We start from the raw sequence: 20026 nt of genomic DNA, 5'->3' as shown, positions 1-20026 counted from the left end.
TTCTTGGCTGTACAGACGCGCCGAACTTATTGACAACAGATTGTTTGTATGATATTAAAATAATAGATTAGCACTCATGGCTAGAGAGTGCTAAAATGGGGATAGACGATAAACAGGAAAGGAAGTAGTGTCATGGCAAAGAAACAGTTTAAGGCAGAATCAAAGCGGCTCTTGGAGTTAATGATTAATTCCATCTATTCGCAACGTGAGGTCTTCCTGCGCGAGTTGATTTCCAATGCAAGTGATGCGATTGATAAGATATATTACAAGGCTTTAACGGATGATAGCTTAAGCTTTGATCCGTCAAATTATTTTATTAAGGTAACAGCAGATAAGGAAAACAGAACGCTGACTGTTATGGATACCGGTATCGGCATGACCCAGGAAGAACTTGAAAATAATCTGGGTACCATTGCCGAAAGTGGATCATTGGCTTTTAAAAACGCGAACGAAATAAAGGATGGCTATGATATTATTGGTCAATTCGGTGTCGGATTTTATGCTGCCTTTATGGTTGCCGATGTTGTTACGGTCGAAAGTAAGGCATTTGGCAGTGAAGAAGCATATAAATGGGAATCAGAAGGAACGGAAGGCTATACAATTACCCCAATTGACAAAGATCAAATAGGTACAACCATCACCTTGAAAATTAAAGAAAACACTGATGACGAGAATTACGATGAATTTCTGGAAGAGCATCGCCTGAAAGAAATTATTAAAAAGTACTCTGACTTCATCCGTTACCCAATTAAAATGGATGTAACCGAAAGCAAGCTAAAAGAGGACAGTGAAGATGAGTACGAAGAATATGTGGAAGAACAGACGATTAACAGCATGGTGCCAATTTGGAAAAAGAATAAGAGTGAGCTGACCGATGAAGATTACGAGAACTTCTATCAGGAAAAACGGTATGGCTTTGATAAACCATTAAAACATATTCATCTAAACGTTGATGGTACTATCCGCTATAATGCGATCCTGTATATTCCGGAAACCAGACCATTTGATTATTATTCCCAGGAGTATGAAAAGGGACTGGAACTGTACTCCAATGGTGTATTAATTATGGAAAAATGTGCAGATCTCGTCCCGGATCATTTTAGCTTTGTTAAAGGTATGGTCGACTCGGAGGATTTGTCCTTGAATATCTCCCGAGAAATGTTGCAACATGACCGACAGTTGAAGCTTATTGCAAAAAACATCAACAAAAAAGTCAAGAATCAACTGCTAAGCCTGCAAAAAGATGACCGGGAAAAATATGAAAAATTCTATGATGCGTTTGGCAGACAGTTGAAATTCGGTGTCTACAACAACTTTGGGCAACATAAAGGAACATTGCAAGATTTATTGATGTTTTATTCATCGACCGAAAAGAAACTGGTAACATTAGCCGAATATGTTTCCCGTATGAAAGAAGATCAGAAGTATATTTATTATGCGCCGGGTGAATCGATTGAACGCATTGAAAAATTGCCACAAACCGAAATGGTTGCTGACAAGGGATATGAAATTCTCTTTTTCACTGAAGAAGTTGATGAATTTGCCATTAAGATGCTCATGAACTATCAGGACAAAGAGTTCAAGTCGGTGTCCAGTGGTGATTTGGATATTGAATCGGATGAGGATGAAGAAAGTACCGAACAAGCCCAACAGGATAATCAAGAACTGTTTACAGCCATGAAAGACATTCTGGCAGATAAAGTAAAAGATGTCCGGGCATCCAAGCGTTTGAAGTCGCATCCGGTATGTCTGTCGGCTGAAGGAGAAATATCGCTGGAAATGGAAAAAGTCATCAACGCTATGCCGGATAATCAGCAAATTAAGGCAGACAAGGTACTGGAAATCAATGTGAACCATGAGGTATTTGATACACTACAGCAAGCGATGGAAGCCGATAAAACAAAACTGGAATTGTATACGAAGCTGTTATTTAACCAGGCGTTGTTAATTGAAGGCCTGCCAATTCAGGATCCAGTTGATTTTACGAATGATATTTGTAAAGTGATGGTTTCCTGACAAACACTTCATAATATATGGCACCATGTTAGAAGGAAGATCAACCAGATGATGATGGAAATTGATCTTCCTTTTTTGTAAGAGTGACACTGTGTCACAAAAACATTGACAAATGACATTGTGTCACTTATCATAGAAGTATGGTAGAAAAAGTGGAAACAGTATACCCGCTATCGGGAATCAGCTGGGAAAAAGAGGTTAAACAATGACAGTAATGATTTATGGAGTACCCTGTTCTTCTACTAGACAAGCAAAAGAATGGCTGAAGAAATATGATGTGCCATTTGTAATGAAAAATATCATGAAAAACCCGTTGACTATTCAGGAGCTGCAATTTATTCTAAGCAGAACTGTGGAAGGTACGGATGAAATCATTTCAACCCGTTCAAAAATTTATAAAGAACTTGATTTGGATATGGATTTACTACCGTTGCAAGAGTTGCTCAAACTCATTCAGGAACATCCGAAACTATTAAGGAGCCCGATCATCATTGATGAAAAACGGTTTCAAGTTGGTTACCACGAAGATGAGATCCGTCAGTTTCTTCCCAGAAAGACAAGAAAACTTCAATGGCTGCAGTGGAAAAAACACCGCTTGAATTTGGCCGATGGATCAATATAATTTAATGGATTGTAAATAATCATCAAAATGGTTACAAATTAGTGAAAAAGTTTAACATTCAATTGTGCGCGCTTTATGGACATGCTAAAATTAAAGGGATTACATATCGAAGGGGGACATGCTAAGTGAAGCTATGGATGAAGAAAATAGCAGCAATTTTAATCACTGTCATGACCCTGGGTATATATATCCCGCCTGCACATTTGAATCCAAACGAAGAAAATAAAGAGGCTGTCTCCCCAAAAACGGATATTCGTGAGGCGGCTTTGGGTCCGCAAACAGAAACAGCGGAAGTAGCTACCATACGTAAAGAGGAAACCTCGGATTCCGATGAAGATGACACGAGTGATCCGTTTTTTCACAGTATGATGGAAAAGGTAAAACAACAAACGATCACAAAAATGGGTCCACGGATTGCCGAACAAGTGGAAGATGATTTTGTAACGACGATTCTGCCTAATATGGAGTCTGTTCTGCAAACACTTGTCGCTGATGCCGAGGGTGATGCTCCGTATTTTGGAATTACCGAACAGCCATCGTCAGGCTTTGGGGAAAAGATTTTTAATGTGTATGATTGTCGAACCAATCAGGATGTGGCCCGATTTCATGTGCGACGGGAAAACCGGCCACAAGAAGGTTATTGGTTTACATTCCATTATCATATAAGCAATGATAATTTTGAATCACATCACGAAATTGGTGAATTATATTGGGATAAAAATATTCCGCCAAAATGGATGGCGTAGAAATACTGCTGTATCAGAGTTTGCTGATGTAGCAGTATTTTTTTATATAGATTAAAGCTCGCGTTTATCCAATTAAGGATGGTGGCTAAGGAATATATTCATGGATGCGAAAAAGTTTGGAAAAAAGGATATAGGCGGATAACCCCGCTATGAGAATCTTTTCTATGAATTGGTTGCCATTCGCCCAAGTGGTCCATTTTCGTCAATGATGTCCTGAATCGTATAAACGGAGATGGGGAAAATGGGAAAACCGTAATAGTGTGGGGTAATGTCGATAAGTTGAAAATACAGAATCAATGCTTTGTCAGCAATATAATAATCCTGGTCTGGGGCGATTCCAGGAAAGGTGTCCAGAAGCTGTATCTGCCGTTCACTGATTTGATCCTGAACGAGTTGGGAAAGTATCGTTACATAATCACTATTTGGTTTAAACAATTCCTTCAACGTGTAGCTTTTGCCTGTTTGGGTATCAAATGTCAATGACTTCATGATGGTTAATCCATTTGCGTGGGAGTAAGCAATAGCATAGTTGGAAAGTGCGAGACTAAGCACATCCCGTTCATTTGTTTTGATTTCATAGGTGCCAATCATTTCGTTAAAGGAATTGACATCTTGTTGCTGGTATTGCTGGTTGATCAGTGATTGAACTAATTGGGTAATGGTTTGGTTCATCCGCTGTTGTGCTGTTTGGTTTTGTAAACCGTATACTTGCGGGTAATGAACAGTCGTACCATGTTGTTGAAAGACCATTGTCTGAATGGAAACGGGTAATGTTGGTATGGCCAATGGGATCATCCTTTCTGTGCGTTTTTCCTATAGTATATTCATGGAATGGGATAATGTCCCTTGATTGGGTTTGAAATAGTCATCTGAAGGTATTGTTAAGGAGTAAGAAATTTGGAAAGCTGAAAGGGTGCAGTACAAATTCGATCGAGCAACAGGGAAAAACGATCGTACGGGACACAAAAACGATCGAGCAGCTTGAGAAATCGATCGGGTGGAGAGCAAATATCCTTGAGTAGCCGGGAAAATCGTGTAAGCAACGACGTAAAGTTGATCGAAATCAAGAAAAAAGCGCCTGTATACATTAACACAGACGCTTTTTGCTAACCTCTCATTCGTTGCTTAAGCGGGTTGCTTTGATCCCGCAATTTCATCTTTGCCAGTAAATGACGCAGTGGCTCCTCAGCAATCAGGTATACCCCAACGGAAAGGAATACAGATGCTGCTCCGAATAGAAACCCAGCAAGCACATCGGTTGGATAATGAACACCTAAATAAATGCGTGTGACCATAATAAAAAGAATCCAGACTAATGTGACAAGGCCGACTATCCATTTTGTCCACATCTTTTTGACAGTCAATAGTAGGATCAACCCCAATAAGCCGTAAAAAATGGTCGTTGCAGTCGCATGTCCACTTGGAAAACTTTCATTGGTTTTTGTGATCAGTTGCAAGTAGTGCGGGCGATCCCGATCCACAAGTGCCTTAAGAAGTTTCGTGCAAATTACTGCACATAGCAGGATGGTTCCGCCCAGCCAAAGCCCTTCTGCATATCTACGTTTTATAAACAGGAAGATAACCAGAATAACGGTTAAGACAATAACGAGCCTGACATTTCCCAGTTCGGTAATGAGCTTAATAAATGATGTCGTTCCATTCGCGACATGAGCCTGGATGCGGTTAATCCAGTTTAAATCAAAGGTATGAACCCAGGCATTTTCATAGTAAACACCCCAGGCAACAATTCCAAACAGTACTAAAAATATTGCCCCTATAATAAGAAAGGGGATGGCAGATCGCTCTCTCGTTCTCAATATGATTCCCTCTTTCACGTCTAGTAGATTGTCTTATCCTATCGTACCAGTTTTTTATTGGATTACAAATGGTGAATGCAATTTAAATAAAATTAAATGATAGAATGGTAGACCCTCTCTCTCCTTCACGGCTGATTCTTCACGTTTTTCCTTTTCCATCCAACCTAAGATAGTGATTTTCGCGGTTGATTCCCAAAACTAGTTATCCCCAAAATTAAATTCGTTGCCTAACGTAAATTTTCGACGGTAGCATTAGGGTGTTTGCGGATATATTTCCAATGGAAGAAAACATATCGATTGTTTATTAAGATGTGAGCATTTTTGTTGCTGTGATATCATGTTTCGTTAATAATCGAATAGATAGATAATTATAAAACAGGAGCATACAATCATGGAACGTCAAATTACCATATTAGATTTTGACCAAACCTACCACCAACAGCAATTTCTACGCTCGGAAAAATGTGACAGAATTGAGCTGGAAGAAATGCCGGGGACGAATTTATTTTGTGATCAGCATGCTTTGTCACATATTTCACAAAAACTTAAACAGCATCGTACAAATCCGATAACACTTTTGGGAAGCGGAAATTATCATTATGTTTCCTATATCTTATTGTCGCAAATCCAGAGACCCTTCACATTAGTCCTTTTCGATCATCACACAGATATGTTGCCAAGTCCGAACGAGTCATTGATTTCATGCGGTTCTTGGGTGTATGATTCCTTAATGAAACTCCCTTTCCTGAAGAAAGTCATCCTGATTGGGGTAAACGATGACTGGATAAAACAAGTACCTTCTACTGTTGCGGAAAAAGTAATAGCATTTCCAGAGCAATCCCTTCACCAAAACAATGCAACATTGATCCATTCCATCATAGAAGAGATGACAACGACCGAAATTTATATAAGTATTGATAAGGATGTCCTTGATCCGATTGATGCCGTTACAGCTTGGGACCACGGTACATTAAGGCTGTGCCGGCTTATGGAAATAGTTGATGCAATAACGCAGCCAAAGGAAGTATTGGGTGTAGACATATGCGGTGAATACCCGGTTACGCCGGGCAATGCATATAAGCGGGGCACAAAGGAAGCAGTAAAAAAGAATAGTGATGCGAACCGATTCATTGTTAAACATCTGAACGAGACCGTATGCGGGAAGGCCTAGAGTTCCCAATACGGCCTTTCTTAATGAAATAAATGGAGCAGTTAGATACCGGATCTAAATGGGTTTAAAAATATTTCTCTCTCACTATCTTGCGATAAACAGTACTATATGTTACATTATTCATTAACAAGTACTGTTTATTGCAAGGTACTGAAAAGAGGGAAAAGCAATGAATGTGCAATTTAAAAAAGGGATTTTGGAAATATGCGTACTCGTGTTATTGGAAAAGAAGGATTGTTACGGGTATGAGTTGGTGCAGCGGATCTCCGATAAAATTGAAATATCAGAAGGGTCCATTTACCCACTGCTTCGACGGTTAACGAAGGAAAAATATTTTACAACGTATTTACAGGAATCTTCCGAGGGCCCGTCACGTAAATATTACAGACTGACGACCAAGGGGAAGGACTACCTCCGTGAGCAAATGAAAGAGTGGAGAGAATTTACAAATGCTGTTAATGAATTGATTGAGGAAGGTGACAGGAATGACTGAAAAGCAATTTTTGGATCAATTAAATACTGCTTTATCTAAACTGTCGGCACAGGAACGGGAGGATATTTTACAGGATTACCGGGAGCATTTTGCAATCGGTAAAGCGGATGGGAAGTCAGAAGAAGCAATAGCGGATGCCCTTGGCTCTCCAAATAAAATTGCCAAAGAAATGCTCGCGATGTACCATTTGGAAAAAGCGGAGACGAACGTCACAGCCGGAAATGTGATTCGGGCTGTCTGGGCGGCAATTGGTTTAGGATTTTTCAATTTAATTATTGTACTTGGACCATTTATCGGTTTGGTTGCCGTGGTCTTTGCCGGATGGGTTGTTGGGTTGTCATTTATCTTGTCTCCACTGCTGGTACTCATGGATGCTGTTCTTTATCCGGGAACATTTGCATTCTTTGATTTATTTTTCTCGATTATGTTATGTGGGTTGGGGCTGTTTATTGCTATTGGGATGTATTATTTGACGATTTACTTGACGCGTGGTTTTATCCATTATTTGAAATTCAATAGTTCATTGGTGAAGGGTGGGTTGAAAAATGAGTAAGACAAAACGATTAGCTATTCTCGGAATTGCCCTTTTGGTTATTGGCACAATTGGATCGTTTTTCACCTTTCAATCTGCCTATCAGAAAGAATCAATTACAGAAGAACAACCGATCGAAGGTACCTTTACGTCATTGAATGTGCAAACAGATAATGCAACGGTAAAAATTATTCCGACCGATGATAAAACGTCTAAGGTTACATTAAACGGCAAGCAATACAAAAATCGCAATTATCAATTCGCAGCTCATGTAAAAAATGAAAAACTGTCGGTGAAATTAAAGAATAATCGGCATAAACTGTTTAACTTTGATTTCTTATCGCCATCGGTAACATTAACCGTCTATATACCGCAGAAACAATATGCATCATTGGACGTTTCAACCGGGAATGGCGGAATAAATATAAATCACATACAATCAAAGGAAATGAATGCAATAACATCTAATGGCCGCATAAATATGAATGATTTAGCTGGCTCGGCTTTGATAGCTGAAACGGATAACGGCCGAATTAATGGGAAGAATTTGCGGATGGATAAGGTAGATGTACAATCCGATAATGGCAAGGTTGAATTACGGCAGGTGACCGGTTCGAGTGTTAAGGCAAGAACAGGTAACGGAAAGTTGATGATGGATGGGGTAGATGCAGCAATTATCGGGTACACCGATAACGGGAGGATTTCACTGGTAACAGATCAATTGAATAAGTCTATTAAATTGCAATCCGGCAATGGTAAAATCGAGGTCCAAACAAAAACCAACCCAACCAATACAACAATTATTGCCAACACTGATAATGGCAAGGTTAATGTATTAGGCAAATATAGCGGCAGCACGGTGATTGGAAATGGAGATCATGTCGTGGAGTTAAAGACGGATAATGGTGGGATTACCGTAACGAAGGGCAATAAATAACAATAAAAACGGGAGGGCCTTTTGGTAAAGGTTCATTCCCGTTTTTATTTTTACCAGTCTAAAAAGAGATTCCAAATTTTCATCATACCATGACAAAAACGGAAAGGTTTCTGCCATTCACACAATCGACCGTCAGTGAATATGGTACAATTGACCGATAATTTTGTTACGCATTAACTGGCAGTAATCCCCTACTTCAAGACTTAAGGGTAATCCAAGCAGGAAAAGTTGGGGGTAAATTCCTGATTAGTGAGATACAATGGCAACTTACCGATGCATTAGCAGAGGTTATTGCCACCAATTGGGTTCGTAGTGTCGCTTTATCTGCGTCCAAGCGAGGATATTAGCGACAGTAGAACGGGACTAACAATCAGTGGTGGATAAAGTAAACCCCCACTGATTGGAGTTTCACTTTATCTGTAGGGAGGTGTCTTTGTGGCGACGATCAAACCGCCTATATTGCAACCAGGAGATACGATTGGCATTGTCACATTGGGTAGTCCGCTTCCTGACAACGAGATTAACAATCGTATAGAAACAGTAAGAAGTCTTGGCTTCCAAGTGGTGTTAGGTGACCATACCTACGCCCAAGATGGCTTCCTCGCCGGTACTGATGAAGAGCGTGCATCTGATTTGATGCGCATGTTTGCCAATGATCAGGTCAAATTGATTTTGCCTACACGAGGCGGCGTTGGCGTTGCAGGCATCCTCCCACATCTTGATTTTGATTTCATTCAAAGTCATCCGAAAATCCTCACCGGTTATAGTGATATTACGGTACTCTTAAATGTTTTGGCCCAGTATGCAAACTTAGTTACATTCCAAAGCCTTTTGCTGCTTGACTTCACTACTAGTACACCAGGCTACAATTACGATCAATTTTTCGCTGCGACATCGGTACGCACCATGCAACGGCAAATTCAAAATCCGTCGTTCATGCCACAAATTAGCAGGGTTGGAGGAAATGTCACCGGCCCGATTGTTGGCGGAAATCTGACCTCATTTACCGGTACACTTGGCACCCCTTTTGAAATTGATACAAAGGGGAAAATTCTATTATTGGAAGAAACCCATGCGCCGATAAATACAGTTTACCGGTATATGAATCACCTTAAATTAGCTGGAAAATTTGATGATTGTATTGGGATTGTCATGGGGGAATGCACCGATTGTCCGATTGCGTATGGAACAACGTATGAAGATTTAATTAATGCATTTCTTGTCCCAATGGGAAAGCCGCTGATGACCAATGTCGCAACTGCACATGGGACCTATAAAGCAGCCATACCAATTGGAGCGACTGTTAATCTGGATACAGAAAATAATACATTGACAGTGATAGAACCGACAGTCAGTTAGGGTCAGAGGGACGGTTCTTCTGTCCCACCACATATTTCCATGTAAAAAAATGGTGGAACAAGGTGCCTGTCCCTCTGTCCCGATTATATTAGGTTACTAAAGTGTACTTTTTTATTTAATGCATACATAATTGGGATGCCGATTGCCATGATGACTAATTCGCCGGCAGCTGTTGTTAACCAGGATAACAGGAATGGAAGGTGCAACACCAAGTACAATTCAAAAGCAATGATGAACATGTTGAAGGTGAAGACAAGTGTGTTCATCACCATGAGTGTAACCTGATTTTTAATGTACCTCCCGAGCAAAATTGTGATCCCCAACGACAATGCGGAATGCCCTACCCCAAACAATAAATCCATCGTTCCGGTTACAGAGAAGATATTGGTTAAAAAAACGCCTACTACAATCCCGGCAAAATATTTTTTGTTGAAAACCACCAGATGATTAAAGATTTCCGGGATTCGAAATTGGATATTCGAATAGGCAAGCGGTGGGAAAATTAATAATACCAATGAAACGGCAACATACAGCGCCGCAATCACCGCATTCACAACAAGGGTTTTGATATTCATTTGTTTCACTCCTTAGTTTTTTAACGTGGGATGGTCGCGAACCACGTGTTTAGTAAATCCTCAAACTATTACATTATAAGTCTTTTAGAGGAAAAATCAAATTTAGTACCAGGTATTAACACTATATGATAAAATAAAAAGACTAAGGAATATAAGAGAGGGGAACAGTATGTATCATTTTGCTGCTTCAGTCCTAAACATCATTTTAAGCCTGTTTGGCAGGGTGAAAGTCTATCATAAAGAGAAATTGCCTCAAAAAGAAGGTTATATTATTGCATGCACGCATACTGGCTGGGTGGATATACTCTGGCTTGGTCTGGCCGTTTTGCCAACGAAGATCCATTACATGGCAAAAAAAGAGCTGTTTGAACAAGGTCTGATCCGCCGACTAATGCGGAGTTTAAATGCCTTTCCGGTTGATCGGGAAAATCCAGGTCCAAGTTCGATTAAAATTCCACGCAGACTGATTGCAGATGGGAAAGTGGTTGGCATATTTCCAAGCGGTATGAGAACGAGTGAAGAGGTACCTTTAAAAAGGGGAGCGGTCACTATCGCAAGTTACGCCAAGGCTCCAATTGTACCTGCTGCTTATGTTGGCCCCAACAACTTCAAAGATTTGTTTAAACGGAAGAAACCTCAACTTATTTTTGGTGATCCTATTGTATTATCCAAGGAGTTACCAAAAAAGGAAGCGCTGGAACTAATGTTGAAGGAACTGAATGAGGAATTTAGCAGTTTGCGGAAAGAACTACTTGCAAAACAATAAACCCCACTGCCAGGTTGATACGCTACCGGCAAAGTGAGGTTGATATTTTTAGTTGCCAGGTCGATAGTTCATGTAGTTTGGTTGATAAACTACACAATCCGGTTGATTACCTTGCTAACTTGGTCGATAAATCGTGCAGTCTGGTTGATAAACTGCGCAATCAGATCGATTCAACAGCCCCTCTCCAAATATACTGGCCCATCACCGCATGTTAAATACGTTTACTATCCGCTTTGCGTCCTGACCATATCCAGCCAAATACCGCAATGGCAATCAGAAATCCCCAGAAGATAATTTTCCATTCTATGCTATGGGGAAAATCTTCAGGTATTATATTGACACCGGGATGTGCCAGTGTAATAATCGCTAGTTTAACTCCGACCCAGCCAACAATCAGATATGCCGCTGTTTCCAGGCCAGGCCGCTTGTCTAGCAAGGTTACAAACCAATTTGCAGCAAATTTGATTAATACTAAACCTGCAATTCCGGCAATAATTACGATGGCAAATTTTCCGCCATCCATGCCGCCAAATTGCGGTAACGGGGTGTCCGGCAGTGTCATTGCCAATGCAACTGCAGCAAGTATGGAATCAATCGCAAAGGCGAGATCCGCAATACCGATTTTACCTACAGTGGACCAAAAACCATTTACGAAAGAAGCCTTCTTTTTTTTGGTTGACCCAGAATAGTTGCTAATGACATTATTAATTCCAAGATAAATCAAGTATATGGCTCCCAATGCTTGGACTTGCCAAACATTTACTAGAAATGAGATGACGAACAAAGCGGAAAAGCGAAAAATAAAGGCACCTATAATGCCATAGTTAATTGCTCTATCTTTTTGATTGTCTGGCAGATGTTTTGCTATTACCGCCAGCACAAGGGCGTTGTCAGCTGATAATATCCCTTCCAGGCCGATTAAAATAAGTAATGTCCAACCATATTCAAGCCACAATGTGTCCAAATGAATACTCCTTTCAAAAATAAAATAGAGGCTTCACCACTATGTGGCAAGGCCTCTATTTTAACAAGGCGAGACCTTTACCCACATAGGCAAAGGTCTCGCCAACAACGCTGGAGGTTGCCAGAAAAGCCGAGAGTTATACTCTGTAATGACGACTTTACTGAGAAAGCTACTCCCCTTTGAAATCTATCTTTATTTAATCATAATGTTCGTTATTTGTCAATATTTTACCAAAATTAGTGTAGTAAAAAACAACAAAAACGCATTACCTTCCAATCAGATGGATCTCTTGCCGCTCGTATGGTGCATCCTGATAGCTGTTCAATAAACCTTTCTTGGCAATAGTCTCTTTGGTAATTACTTTTTGTTTTAACGTAAGATCAACCTGCCCATCAAAAGGGAAACATTCCATTTGGATGGTTTGATCATTTCGCCATTCGATCCATGCTTTATCTTGCTTAAAAAAGGTAAAGGCATCAGAAACAGGTATTCCGCTTTTGAAAAATCGATGTTCATCCTGTTTGGCTACACCTGGGTCATTTAAACAAATATATAGGGAGACGTTGTCGAAAAACTGAAGCAGAGCGTAATGATAATCATAGTTATCCTGGTCGAACGCTGCAAACGATTCCATGATTCGTTGTTGCCGATCTTTTTCCTGCTGTACAAATTGTTGCGCTTCTGGTGATTCATGATGAACAAGAAAACGGGTATAATGCCGGCTGCATAACAGGCTCGCATATGTATCCCGGGAAGCAACTTCATCGATTCCATATTTGTACAAAACTGTTTTTGCGAGAACAGGAAAGTCAATAAAGGTATAAGGCATATGTTGTTGATCATTCCAAAATGGCTGTTTGTCAAACGGTCTCCAGCCAAGATCATGATTTGAGACTGCATATTCCACCGACTTCCGAAGATCATTCCCGGCAAATAAAGTATCCTTCCAGGCGGCTGCCAATTCACCTGATATATGAGCATGGTTATCCTGTTCGATCATGATATACTCATTTTCATGTTCCCGTACAATCACAAGCGGTCACCCTTTCTTTGCATGGAGGTTTTCTTTAGATTATCATGCGCCATTCTCCTTTTACAAGCAGGGTGACCATGGTATGCAGAATCAAGTATCCTTAATAAGGCTTTGCATGATGACTTTTATCGACAGCTTGTTTTGGTGCCTTTTCACTGTCTTTGTTACCAATTGGATTTTGACTTGTTCCATTACTTTTGGCATGCTTCAGTCCTTCTTTTAGGCGGCGGCCATACTCCTCATCAGCTTCCTCAGCAAGTGCGATCATTTTATCTTGAATACGTTTGTCGCATTCGGAAAGATCCCCGACAAGATTGGAAATTAATTCGTCTCTCTCCCAATCCTCAAAACGACGATATGTTTCACCTGCTTGCTTGGTATTACTCGTTCGTTCAATGGATTCGCGTACAAGGTTACCTTCAACCTTTGGTGTATATTCTTTGCCGGTTTGTTCCGCTTCCTGTAACCCTCCCAAAATGCTTGGCTCATAGTTAGTGTGAGGATTTTGACTGGATCCGCGGTCGGTTTCAAATCGCAATTGCCCGCCTTCTTGATTGGTTGCAACCCGTTTATTCGCCGCATTGATCGGTAACTGCAAATAATTGGCTCCGACACGATGACGCTGTGTATCAGAATAGGAGAATGTTCTGCCCTGCAGCATTTTATCATCGGAAAAATCAAGACCGTCTACAATTACTCCTGTGCCAAATGCGGATTGTTCTACCTCGTTATGAAAATTTTCCGGGTTTTTATTTAACACCATCTTGCCAACCGGAAGCCATGGGAATTGATCCTCTGGCCATAGTTTGGTGTCATCAAGAGGGTCGAAATCCAATTCGTTATGTGGGCCATCTTCCATAATTTGCACGAAAAGCTCCCATTCCGGATAGTCACCACGTTCAATGGCATCATACAAATCCTGTGTCGCATGACTGAAATTGGTTGCTTGAATTTCGTTTGCTTCTTTTACTGTCAGGTTTTTAATCCCTTGTTGCGGTTCCCAATGGTATTTTACCAGAACGGCCTTACCGTCATGGTTCACCCATTTATACGTATTGACACCTGATCCTTGCATCATCCGATAGTTAGCCGGGATACCCCAAGGTGAATACATAAAGGTAACCATATGAAAGCTTTCCGGAGAATTCGCACAGAAGTCAAAAAAACGTTGGCTATCGGGAATGTTCGATACCGGATCCGGTCTGAAGGCGTGGATCATATCGGGAAATTTCATGGCGTCACGAATAAAGAAGATCTTTAGGTTATTACCAACTAAATCCCAATTGCCATCTTCCGTGTAGAATTTAACAGCAAACCCCCGTGGATCACGTAGAGTTTCCGGCGAATGTACGCCATGCACTACCGTGGAAAAACGGACGAAAACAGGGGTCTTTTTTCCTTTTTCCTGAAACACCTTCGCCCTTGTGTAGGTAGAAACGGGTTCATTACCAACCGTTCCATAGGATTCAAAGTAGCCGTGCGCTCCGGCTCCACGTGCATGGACAACACGTTCCGGAACCTTTTCCCTGTCAAAATGGCTGATTTTCTCGATGAAATCATAGTTCTCCAATGTGGCAGGACCCCGGTTTCCAACTGTCCGTATGTTTTGGTTATTCGTAACGGGATGACCCTGTCGATTGGTTAATGTATCTTCTGTTTCCAAATTTGTTTGATGTTGATCGTCTGACATTGTTACCATCCTTTTCTCTTTTAATGACGCTTCAACCTTACACTGTCCAACTCGACGGAAAATAATCCATTTAATCTGATTAAACGTCCATCGTATCTATGGTATAATAATAATGATAAGCATATACTTTTACGTAAGGTTATAAAATATCAGCGTGGAAAGTTTCTGCACCATGTTTTTTGGGTAATGAACACGAATGGGCAGAAAAAATAATGAACGGAGAAAGGATGAAAAAAGTGGTAGCAACCATTATTATCATTGCTATTGTAGTGATTATTATTCTCTTTACCATTGTGTCCTATAATGGTTTAGTCAAATATCGAAATTGGATACAAGAAGCGTGGAGTCAAATTGATGTGCAATTGAAACGCCGTCATGATCTGATCCCTAATCTTGTCAATACAGTCAAAGGATATGCCAAGCATGAGAAAGAGACCTTGGAGAAAGTTGTGCAGGCGCGCAGTCAATTGGTCAATGGTACACCACAGGAGCGAATTGAGGCAGATAATCAAATCCAGGGTGCTTTAAAATCGATTTTTGCTTTATCAGAGTCCTATCCGGATTTAAAGGCCAATCAAAATTTCCTGAACCTCCAGGAGGAACTCACAACGACAGAGAACAAAGTCGCTTATTCAAGACAATTATATAATAAGACAGTTGCTGATTATAATATTAAGCGGGAATCTTTCCCAACCAATATATTAGCTGGTATGTTTAATTTTCGCCGGGAAGAGTTATTATCCATTCCGGAAGCGGATCGTGAAGTACCTAATGTAACTTTTTAGTGAGGGGAAAAGATGCTTTATAAACAAATTTTACAGAACAAACGTAAGACGATTCTGCTCATTCTATTGTTTAGTGTGCTAGTACTGGCGATTGGTTGGGCCATAGGGTACTTGGCTAACAACGATTTTTGGTCCGGGCTACTCATTGCAGCCATTATTCTCGCGTTTTATGTGCCAATTACGTACATGTCGGCAACATCACAGGTTTTGGCAATGTCCGGTGCAACCGAAATAAAGCAAGAGGATAATCCACAATTGTTTGATGTGGTGGAAGAATTATCATTGGCAGCAAGGATCCCGATGCCCAAAGTGTATATTGTCAATGATCCGGCGCCGAACGCATTTGCGACAGGGATCAAACCGGAAAAGGGTGCCGTGGCCTTTACGACGGGTTTACTGGACCAATTAAATCGGGAGGAATTGTCCGGTGTTGCTGCACACGAAATCTCGCATATTCGTAATTACGATATTCGGCTGATGACCATCTGTATCGCTTTAGTTGGAGTTATCGCATTAATTGCTAATTTTGGGTCACGGATGATGCTTTTCGGCGGAGGCAGACGAAATGACAATAGGAAATCCAATCCGATCCTAATGATTATTGCCCTTGTGTTTGTTATTCTGTCACCGATCGCAGCACAATTTGTCCAGTTGGCAGTTTCCAGAAATAGGGAATACTTGGCCGATGCCTCTGCAGTTGAATTAACCCGTAATCCAACGGGGCTAATTCACGCACTGCAGAAAATCAGCCGGGATCCTCGTGATGTGAAAAATGCCAAAGATGCTACAGCCTCCATGTATATTGCACGTCCACTAGGTAATAAACGCAAAAAACGAGCCAGTTTATTGGCCACACATCCGCCAATGGAGAGTCGTATTGAACGATTACAAAATATGTGATAAGCAAAAGATCCCTGTTTTTGGACAGGGATCTTTGTGTTGCTGGAGCCGGACGGGGCTTTTTCTAACATGAGCTGAATACAGCATCAGATTTCAGACTTTCTTAACCCGCAAAGCACCATACAAACGTGCGTCTGATTGCTCAAGTTGTCTCAAATCAAAAAGGGAGGCTTTAATGCTTCATTTGTTTAATTAATCAACAACATATTTATCTTTTAATTCATCTGAACCAATACCACCAATTACCATCATAGCTAATGGTAAGAAATTAGCTATGATTTTTAGTAACTTTCCCTCCAAGGCCATAATATCTGTATCCATAAGGTGATTTAAGCCAAAAATAATTAGCTTTACCAATAACAAGAATGCACCTAATAAAAACAAACTATCAAAAAATGTTTTCCATTTCGGATGCGCCAGCTGCTTACTATCGCGAATTACTTTTTCTTTCAATTCCTCATCACTCCTCAACAATTCATCTATCGTAATACCGAATAAATCACTCAAATCAATGATCACTTCGATACTGGGATAGTTCTTACCAGTTTCCCATTTTGAAACTGATTGACGACTAACATGGATTTTTTCGGAGAGAGCGGTTTGTGACCATCCTCTTTTTTCTCGTTCCTTTTTCAATCGTTCACCAAAAATCATGTTAATCATCCCTTTCCTTATTTTCCATTATTGATCAAGTGGATAGATGTAGTAAAGATAGTTATAAGCGCATCAAGGTGCAACCTATTGTTTCGAGGTTAAAACCCTTGTCTTTCAGATAATCAACTATAGTCTCGTATTACAGTCCAAAATATTTTTAATGTTAATCCCTATGCTAAGGTTTCAGTTTTTATCAAGCAATCTGCTCCGATTTCGATATTATATTACTTTTACCACAAGAAATCCCTTAAGGCAAAGCATATTTAAATGGGATAAGGTTTCGCAACTTTTTTATAAACCTTAATCGTATCTTTGTTAAAAACGTAGCACGGTTATATTCTCGTCTAGGACAGTTGACTTTTATGAGACATGGAGATACAGGTCGGGATTAGTACGGTGTTTCCTTTATTGAGGGTTAATCGGTATCGACATTTCCCGGGAAATATTGATCATATTCCATGATATTTTCCAAAGATCGTCAATATTTTTATCACAATCCGTTAATATTTCCGGTCAAACCATAATATCGTTCATCAATAAAACATGAAGAATCCCCGATAGATTTCAATTCTAAAACTGGACTATGATTTGTTGGGGGAGCGTGAACAGGACAGATATCCCGTGAATAGCATGAATATAGAAATGAAAATTGGAGGAAAGAAGATGCAAATATATGTTGTAAAACGGGGGGAAACATTGTCGCAGATAGCACGAAATTATGGATCGGACCTAAATCAAATCATATTAGTTAACCAGATCACGAACCCGGACACCTTGGTAATCGGGCAAACATTGGTTATTCCCATTCCTTATCGTGAATATGTTGTCCAACCAGGTGATTGGTTATGGCGAATTGCCAATCAATACGGGGTAAATGTTCAGGATCTGGCAGTGGCTAATAATATCTCAGATCCATCACAACTTTATGTTGGCGAAATGCTTATCATGCCGTATTTTTCCTATGTAATTCAATCAGGAGATTCACTATGGTCGATCGCTAATCGCTATGGAGTTAACCTCAACCAGCTTTTTCAGGCTAATCAATTAACATCTTCTACCGTATTATATCCCGGGCAAACATTGCGAATTCCGGTTGGTGCGAGGCCAACTACGGAAATCAATGCGTACATTACCCAAATAAACGATCAAGGAAGGGATGAGGTTCTTACCCTGGGGAGAAATTTCACTTATCTCTCACCATTTAGGTATAGCATAAAAGCGGATGGGACATTAACAAATATGCAGGAGACCGGACTATTACAGGCAGCTAAATCCCGTCAAGTGGCACCATTGATCATAGTGACTAATTTTTCGGGAGGGAACTTTGATTCCGATTTAGCTGCAACCATTTTACGAAATCCGAACCTGCAGGAAACCTTAATCACCAATCTTCTTGAAATGATGCAACAGAAAGGATATTCCGGGGTGAATTTTGATTTTGAATATGTTTACCCAGAGGATAGAGATAACTATACGGCATTTTTGCAGCGGGTGGTTGCCAGACTCCATCCAGAAGGCTTGCTTGTATCAACGGCTTTAGCACCAAAAGTTAGTAGTGAACAGCAAGGGTTGCTTTATGAAGCCCATGATTATGGTGCACATGGAAAGGTTGTCGATTTCGTTATCCTGATGACCTATGAATGGGGATGGGCTGGTGGCGAACCATGGGCTATTGCGCCAATTAACATGGTACGTAACGTATTGGATTACGCGGTAACGGTCATTCCACGTGATAAAATTATGATGGGAATGCCGTTATACGGTCGTGATTGGAAAATCCCGTGGCAACAAGGTACAATTGCCCGAACGGTCAGTCCATATGAAGCTGTTCAACTAGCTGCCCAATATGGTGCTGCGATTGAGTATAATACAACCTATCAATCACCATTTTTCCGCTATACGGATGAATCTGGACAGCAACATGAAGTATGGTTCGAGGATGCCCGCAGTATGCAAGCAAAATACGATGTAATGAAGGAATATGGGCTAAGAGGTGGGAGCTACTGGGTATTAGGGAACCGATTCCCGCAAAACTGGCCAGTACTCCAAGATAATTTTAAAGTGCGGAAACTTTAATTGGACGATGCAAATAGAACATCCCTGTATCGCTGATGGCACAGGGGTGTTTTGGCTAAGAAGAAGCTTTTAACAAATAGTCGTGTACTTTGATGGCAAAATCTTAAAAGAGGGTTAATCAAAATTATTGATCAAACGTTTGATTAGTGGTAAATAAAAGCCACAATGAAGCGGAAAACTCTTGTCTATTTGTTATATGATAGGCAATGGGACGTCAGCTGTTAACAGGATTTATTTGTTTTGTTCAATGATCATTTTAAACTGTTCTTGGAACTTGTTCACATCATCTTTTGTCAATGCTTTCGGTCCTTTTGTCCGCTTGCCGCTTTTCCTGGCCATCGCACTTACATAACGTGTTTGCAGGAGTTGATCAATGTTCTCATTCGTATAGACGAACCCCTTGTGATGAAGGACAATACACCCTTTTGCTAGTCCGAGCGAAGCCAGTCCATAGTCTTGGGTAACAATAATGTCCCCGCTTTTTGCTAACTGCATAATCCGGTAATCAGCCGCATCAGCACCGGAATCTACATAGACCGTTTCTACTCCTTGTGGCGGTTCACTATTGGAAAAATGTGCAAAGCTTTTTACAAGAACCACGGGGATCTGGTTGTCTTTGGCAATGGAGATGATGGAATCTTTTACGGGACAGGCGTCCGCATCAACGTAAACTTTCATGGTTTTCACTCCGATTTGATAAAGTAGACAGGGCATTATCCCCCCTTCTTATTAACGTAATTTATTTAATTGACTAAATCAATGGAAATGTATTTTAGATTGGTGTATGTATAATTATATATACTGATAGTAATAGTTATTTAAATTTTGGTACTGTCAATAAGTTTGTGTAAATTAATAGAGTATCCTCGGAATTGGGATTTGTTTTCTGA

At 40.4% G+C, this 20026-nt stretch carries 20 protein-coding genes and 1 riboswitch; of the genes, 12 read left to right on the top strand and 8 right to left on the bottom strand.

All coding sequences use genetic code 11. The annotated features are described in order from the left end of the window. Positions 1-132: 132 nt before the first annotated feature. The 3 genes from htpG (at position 133) to ABRT01_RS13120 (ending at position 3384) form a co-directional block, all read left to right on the top strand. Positions 133-2016 (top strand): molecular chaperone HtpG, encoded by a 1884-nt coding sequence (htpG, locus tag ABRT01_RS13130; protein WP_367747720.1) that lies wholly within the window; start codon positions 133-135, stop codon positions 2014-2016. 205 nt (positions 2017-2221) lie between these two features. Further along, complete coding sequence (gene spx / locus ABRT01_RS13125) at positions 2222-2638, top strand: transcriptional regulator Spx (protein WP_269411034.1); 417 nt, start codon at positions 2222-2224, stop codon at positions 2636-2638. Positions 2639-2763: 125 nt separating this feature from the next. Continuing rightward, entirely contained in the window at positions 2764-3384 is a 621-nt protein-coding gene (locus ABRT01_RS13120; protein ID WP_269411035.1) for a YpjP family protein, read from the top strand. Positions 3385-3546: 162 nt separating this feature from the next. On the opposite strand, the gene ABRT01_RS13115 is transcribed toward ABRT01_RS13120, so the two are convergent. Next, positions 3547-4170 (bottom strand): DUF3298 and DUF4163 domain-containing protein, encoded by a 624-nt coding sequence (locus ABRT01_RS13115; protein ID WP_269411036.1) that lies wholly within the window; start codon positions 4168-4170, stop codon positions 3547-3549. 320 nt (positions 4171-4490) lie between these two features. Next, positions 4491-5201, bottom strand: a complete 711-nt coding sequence (locus tag ABRT01_RS13110) for a phosphatase PAP2 family protein (protein ID WP_269411037.1) — start codon at positions 5199-5201, stop codon at positions 4491-4493. 391 nt (positions 5202-5592) lie between these two features. Between ABRT01_RS13110 and ABRT01_RS13105 the strand changes: the two genes are divergently transcribed. The 5 genes from ABRT01_RS13105 to ABRT01_RS13085 all read left to right on the top strand — a co-directional run bounded on the left by ABRT01_RS13105 (position 5593) and on the right by ABRT01_RS13085 (position 9693). Beyond that, complete coding sequence (locus ABRT01_RS13105) at positions 5593-6372, top strand: arginase family protein (RefSeq protein WP_269411038.1); 780 nt, start codon at positions 5593-5595, stop codon at positions 6370-6372. Between the two features lie 169 nt (positions 6373-6541). Further along, positions 6542-6865, top strand: coding sequence for a PadR family transcriptional regulator (locus ABRT01_RS13100; RefSeq protein ID WP_269411039.1), 324 nt, complete (start codon positions 6542-6544; stop codon positions 6863-6865). After that, the gene (locus tag ABRT01_RS13095; protein WP_269411040.1) at positions 6858-7418 is read left to right on the top strand and encodes an HAAS signaling domain-containing protein; all 561 of its coding nucleotides are present in this window, start codon (positions 6858-6860) and stop codon (positions 7416-7418) included. The genes ABRT01_RS13100 and ABRT01_RS13095 overlap by 8 nt, the downstream gene beginning before the upstream one ends. Beyond that, complete coding sequence (locus tag ABRT01_RS13090) at positions 7411-8334, top strand: DUF4097 family beta strand repeat-containing protein (protein ID WP_269411041.1); 924 nt, start codon at positions 7411-7413, stop codon at positions 8332-8334. Before ABRT01_RS13095 ends, ABRT01_RS13090 begins: the two co-directional genes overlap by 8 nt. A 435-nt stretch (positions 8335-8769) precedes the next feature. Further along, positions 8770-9693, top strand: coding sequence for a S66 peptidase family protein (locus ABRT01_RS13085; RefSeq protein ID WP_269411042.1), 924 nt, complete (start codon positions 8770-8772; stop codon positions 9691-9693). Positions 9694-9776: 83 nt separating this feature from the next. On the opposite strand, the gene ABRT01_RS13080 is transcribed toward ABRT01_RS13085, so the two are convergent. Continuing rightward, positions 9777-10268 carry a QueT transporter family protein gene (locus ABRT01_RS13080; protein ID WP_269411043.1) on the bottom strand — a complete coding sequence of 164 codons (492 nt, stop codon included), beginning with the start codon at positions 10266-10268 and terminating at the stop codon, positions 9777-9779. A gap of 6 nt (positions 10269-10274) precedes the next feature. Next, positions 10275-10319, bottom strand: a riboswitch (PreQ1 riboswitch). 118 nt (positions 10320-10437) lie between these two features. On the opposite strand from ABRT01_RS13080, the gene ABRT01_RS13075 reads away from it, so the two are divergent. Beyond that, a complete protein-coding gene (locus ABRT01_RS13075; protein ID WP_269411044.1) occupies positions 10438-11034 on the top strand; it encodes a lysophospholipid acyltransferase family protein in 597 nt (198 codons plus the stop codon). A 211-nt stretch (positions 11035-11245) separates the two neighbouring features. Here ABRT01_RS13075 and ABRT01_RS13070 read toward each other — a convergent pair whose 3' ends face one another. The 3 genes from ABRT01_RS13070 to ABRT01_RS13060 form a co-directional block, all read right to left on the bottom strand. Continuing rightward, entirely contained in the window at positions 11246-11998 is a 753-nt protein-coding gene (locus ABRT01_RS13070; protein ID WP_269411045.1) for a TerC family protein, read from the bottom strand. Between the two features lie 265 nt (positions 11999-12263). Beyond that, positions 12264-13031, bottom strand: a complete 768-nt coding sequence (locus ABRT01_RS13065) for a DUF3891 family protein (protein WP_269411046.1) — start codon at positions 13029-13031, stop codon at positions 12264-12266. 100 nt (positions 13032-13131) lie between these two features. After that, the gene (locus tag ABRT01_RS13060; RefSeq protein ID WP_269411047.1) at positions 13132-14721 is read right to left on the bottom strand and encodes a catalase; all 1590 of its coding nucleotides are present in this window, start codon (positions 14719-14721) and stop codon (positions 13132-13134) included. A gap of 236 nt (positions 14722-14957) precedes the next feature. Between ABRT01_RS13060 and ABRT01_RS13055 the strand changes: the two genes are divergently transcribed. Beyond that, complete coding sequence (locus ABRT01_RS13055) at positions 14958-15506, top strand: LemA family protein (protein ID WP_269412428.1); 549 nt, start codon at positions 14958-14960, stop codon at positions 15504-15506. 12 nt (positions 15507-15518) lie between these two features. Next, positions 15519-16406 carry a zinc metalloprotease HtpX gene (gene htpX, locus ABRT01_RS13050; protein ID WP_269411048.1) on the top strand — a complete coding sequence of 296 codons (888 nt, stop codon included), beginning with the start codon at positions 15519-15521 and terminating at the stop codon, positions 16404-16406. 192 nt (positions 16407-16598) lie between these two features. Here htpX and ABRT01_RS13045 read toward each other — a convergent pair whose 3' ends face one another. Continuing rightward, on the bottom strand, positions 16599-17060 hold the full coding sequence (locus ABRT01_RS13045; RefSeq protein WP_269411049.1) for a helix-turn-helix domain-containing protein: 462 nt from the start codon (positions 17058-17060) through the stop codon (positions 16599-16601). 663 nt (positions 17061-17723) lie between these two features. On the opposite strand from ABRT01_RS13045, the gene ABRT01_RS13040 reads away from it, so the two are divergent. Continuing rightward, entirely contained in the window at positions 17724-19136 is a 1413-nt protein-coding gene (locus ABRT01_RS13040; protein ID WP_269411050.1) for a glycoside hydrolase family 18 protein, read from the top strand. A gap of 231 nt (positions 19137-19367) precedes the next feature. Here the strand turns inward: ABRT01_RS13040 and ABRT01_RS13035 are convergent, their stop codons facing one another. After that, positions 19368-19814, bottom strand: a complete 447-nt coding sequence (locus ABRT01_RS13035) for a YaiI/YqxD family protein (protein WP_269412429.1) — start codon at positions 19812-19814, stop codon at positions 19368-19370. Between the last annotated feature and the right edge of the window lie 212 nt (positions 19815-20026).

The organism is Lentibacillus sp. L22 (assembly GCF_040812445.1).
In the GTDB taxonomy this organism is placed as follows: Bacteria; Bacillota; Bacilli; order Bacillales; family Amphibacillaceae; genus Lentibacillus_C; species Lentibacillus_C daqui.
The sequence above is the reverse complement of the archived record's forward strand: the minus strand, read 5'-3'. Positions and strand labels throughout refer to the sequence as shown.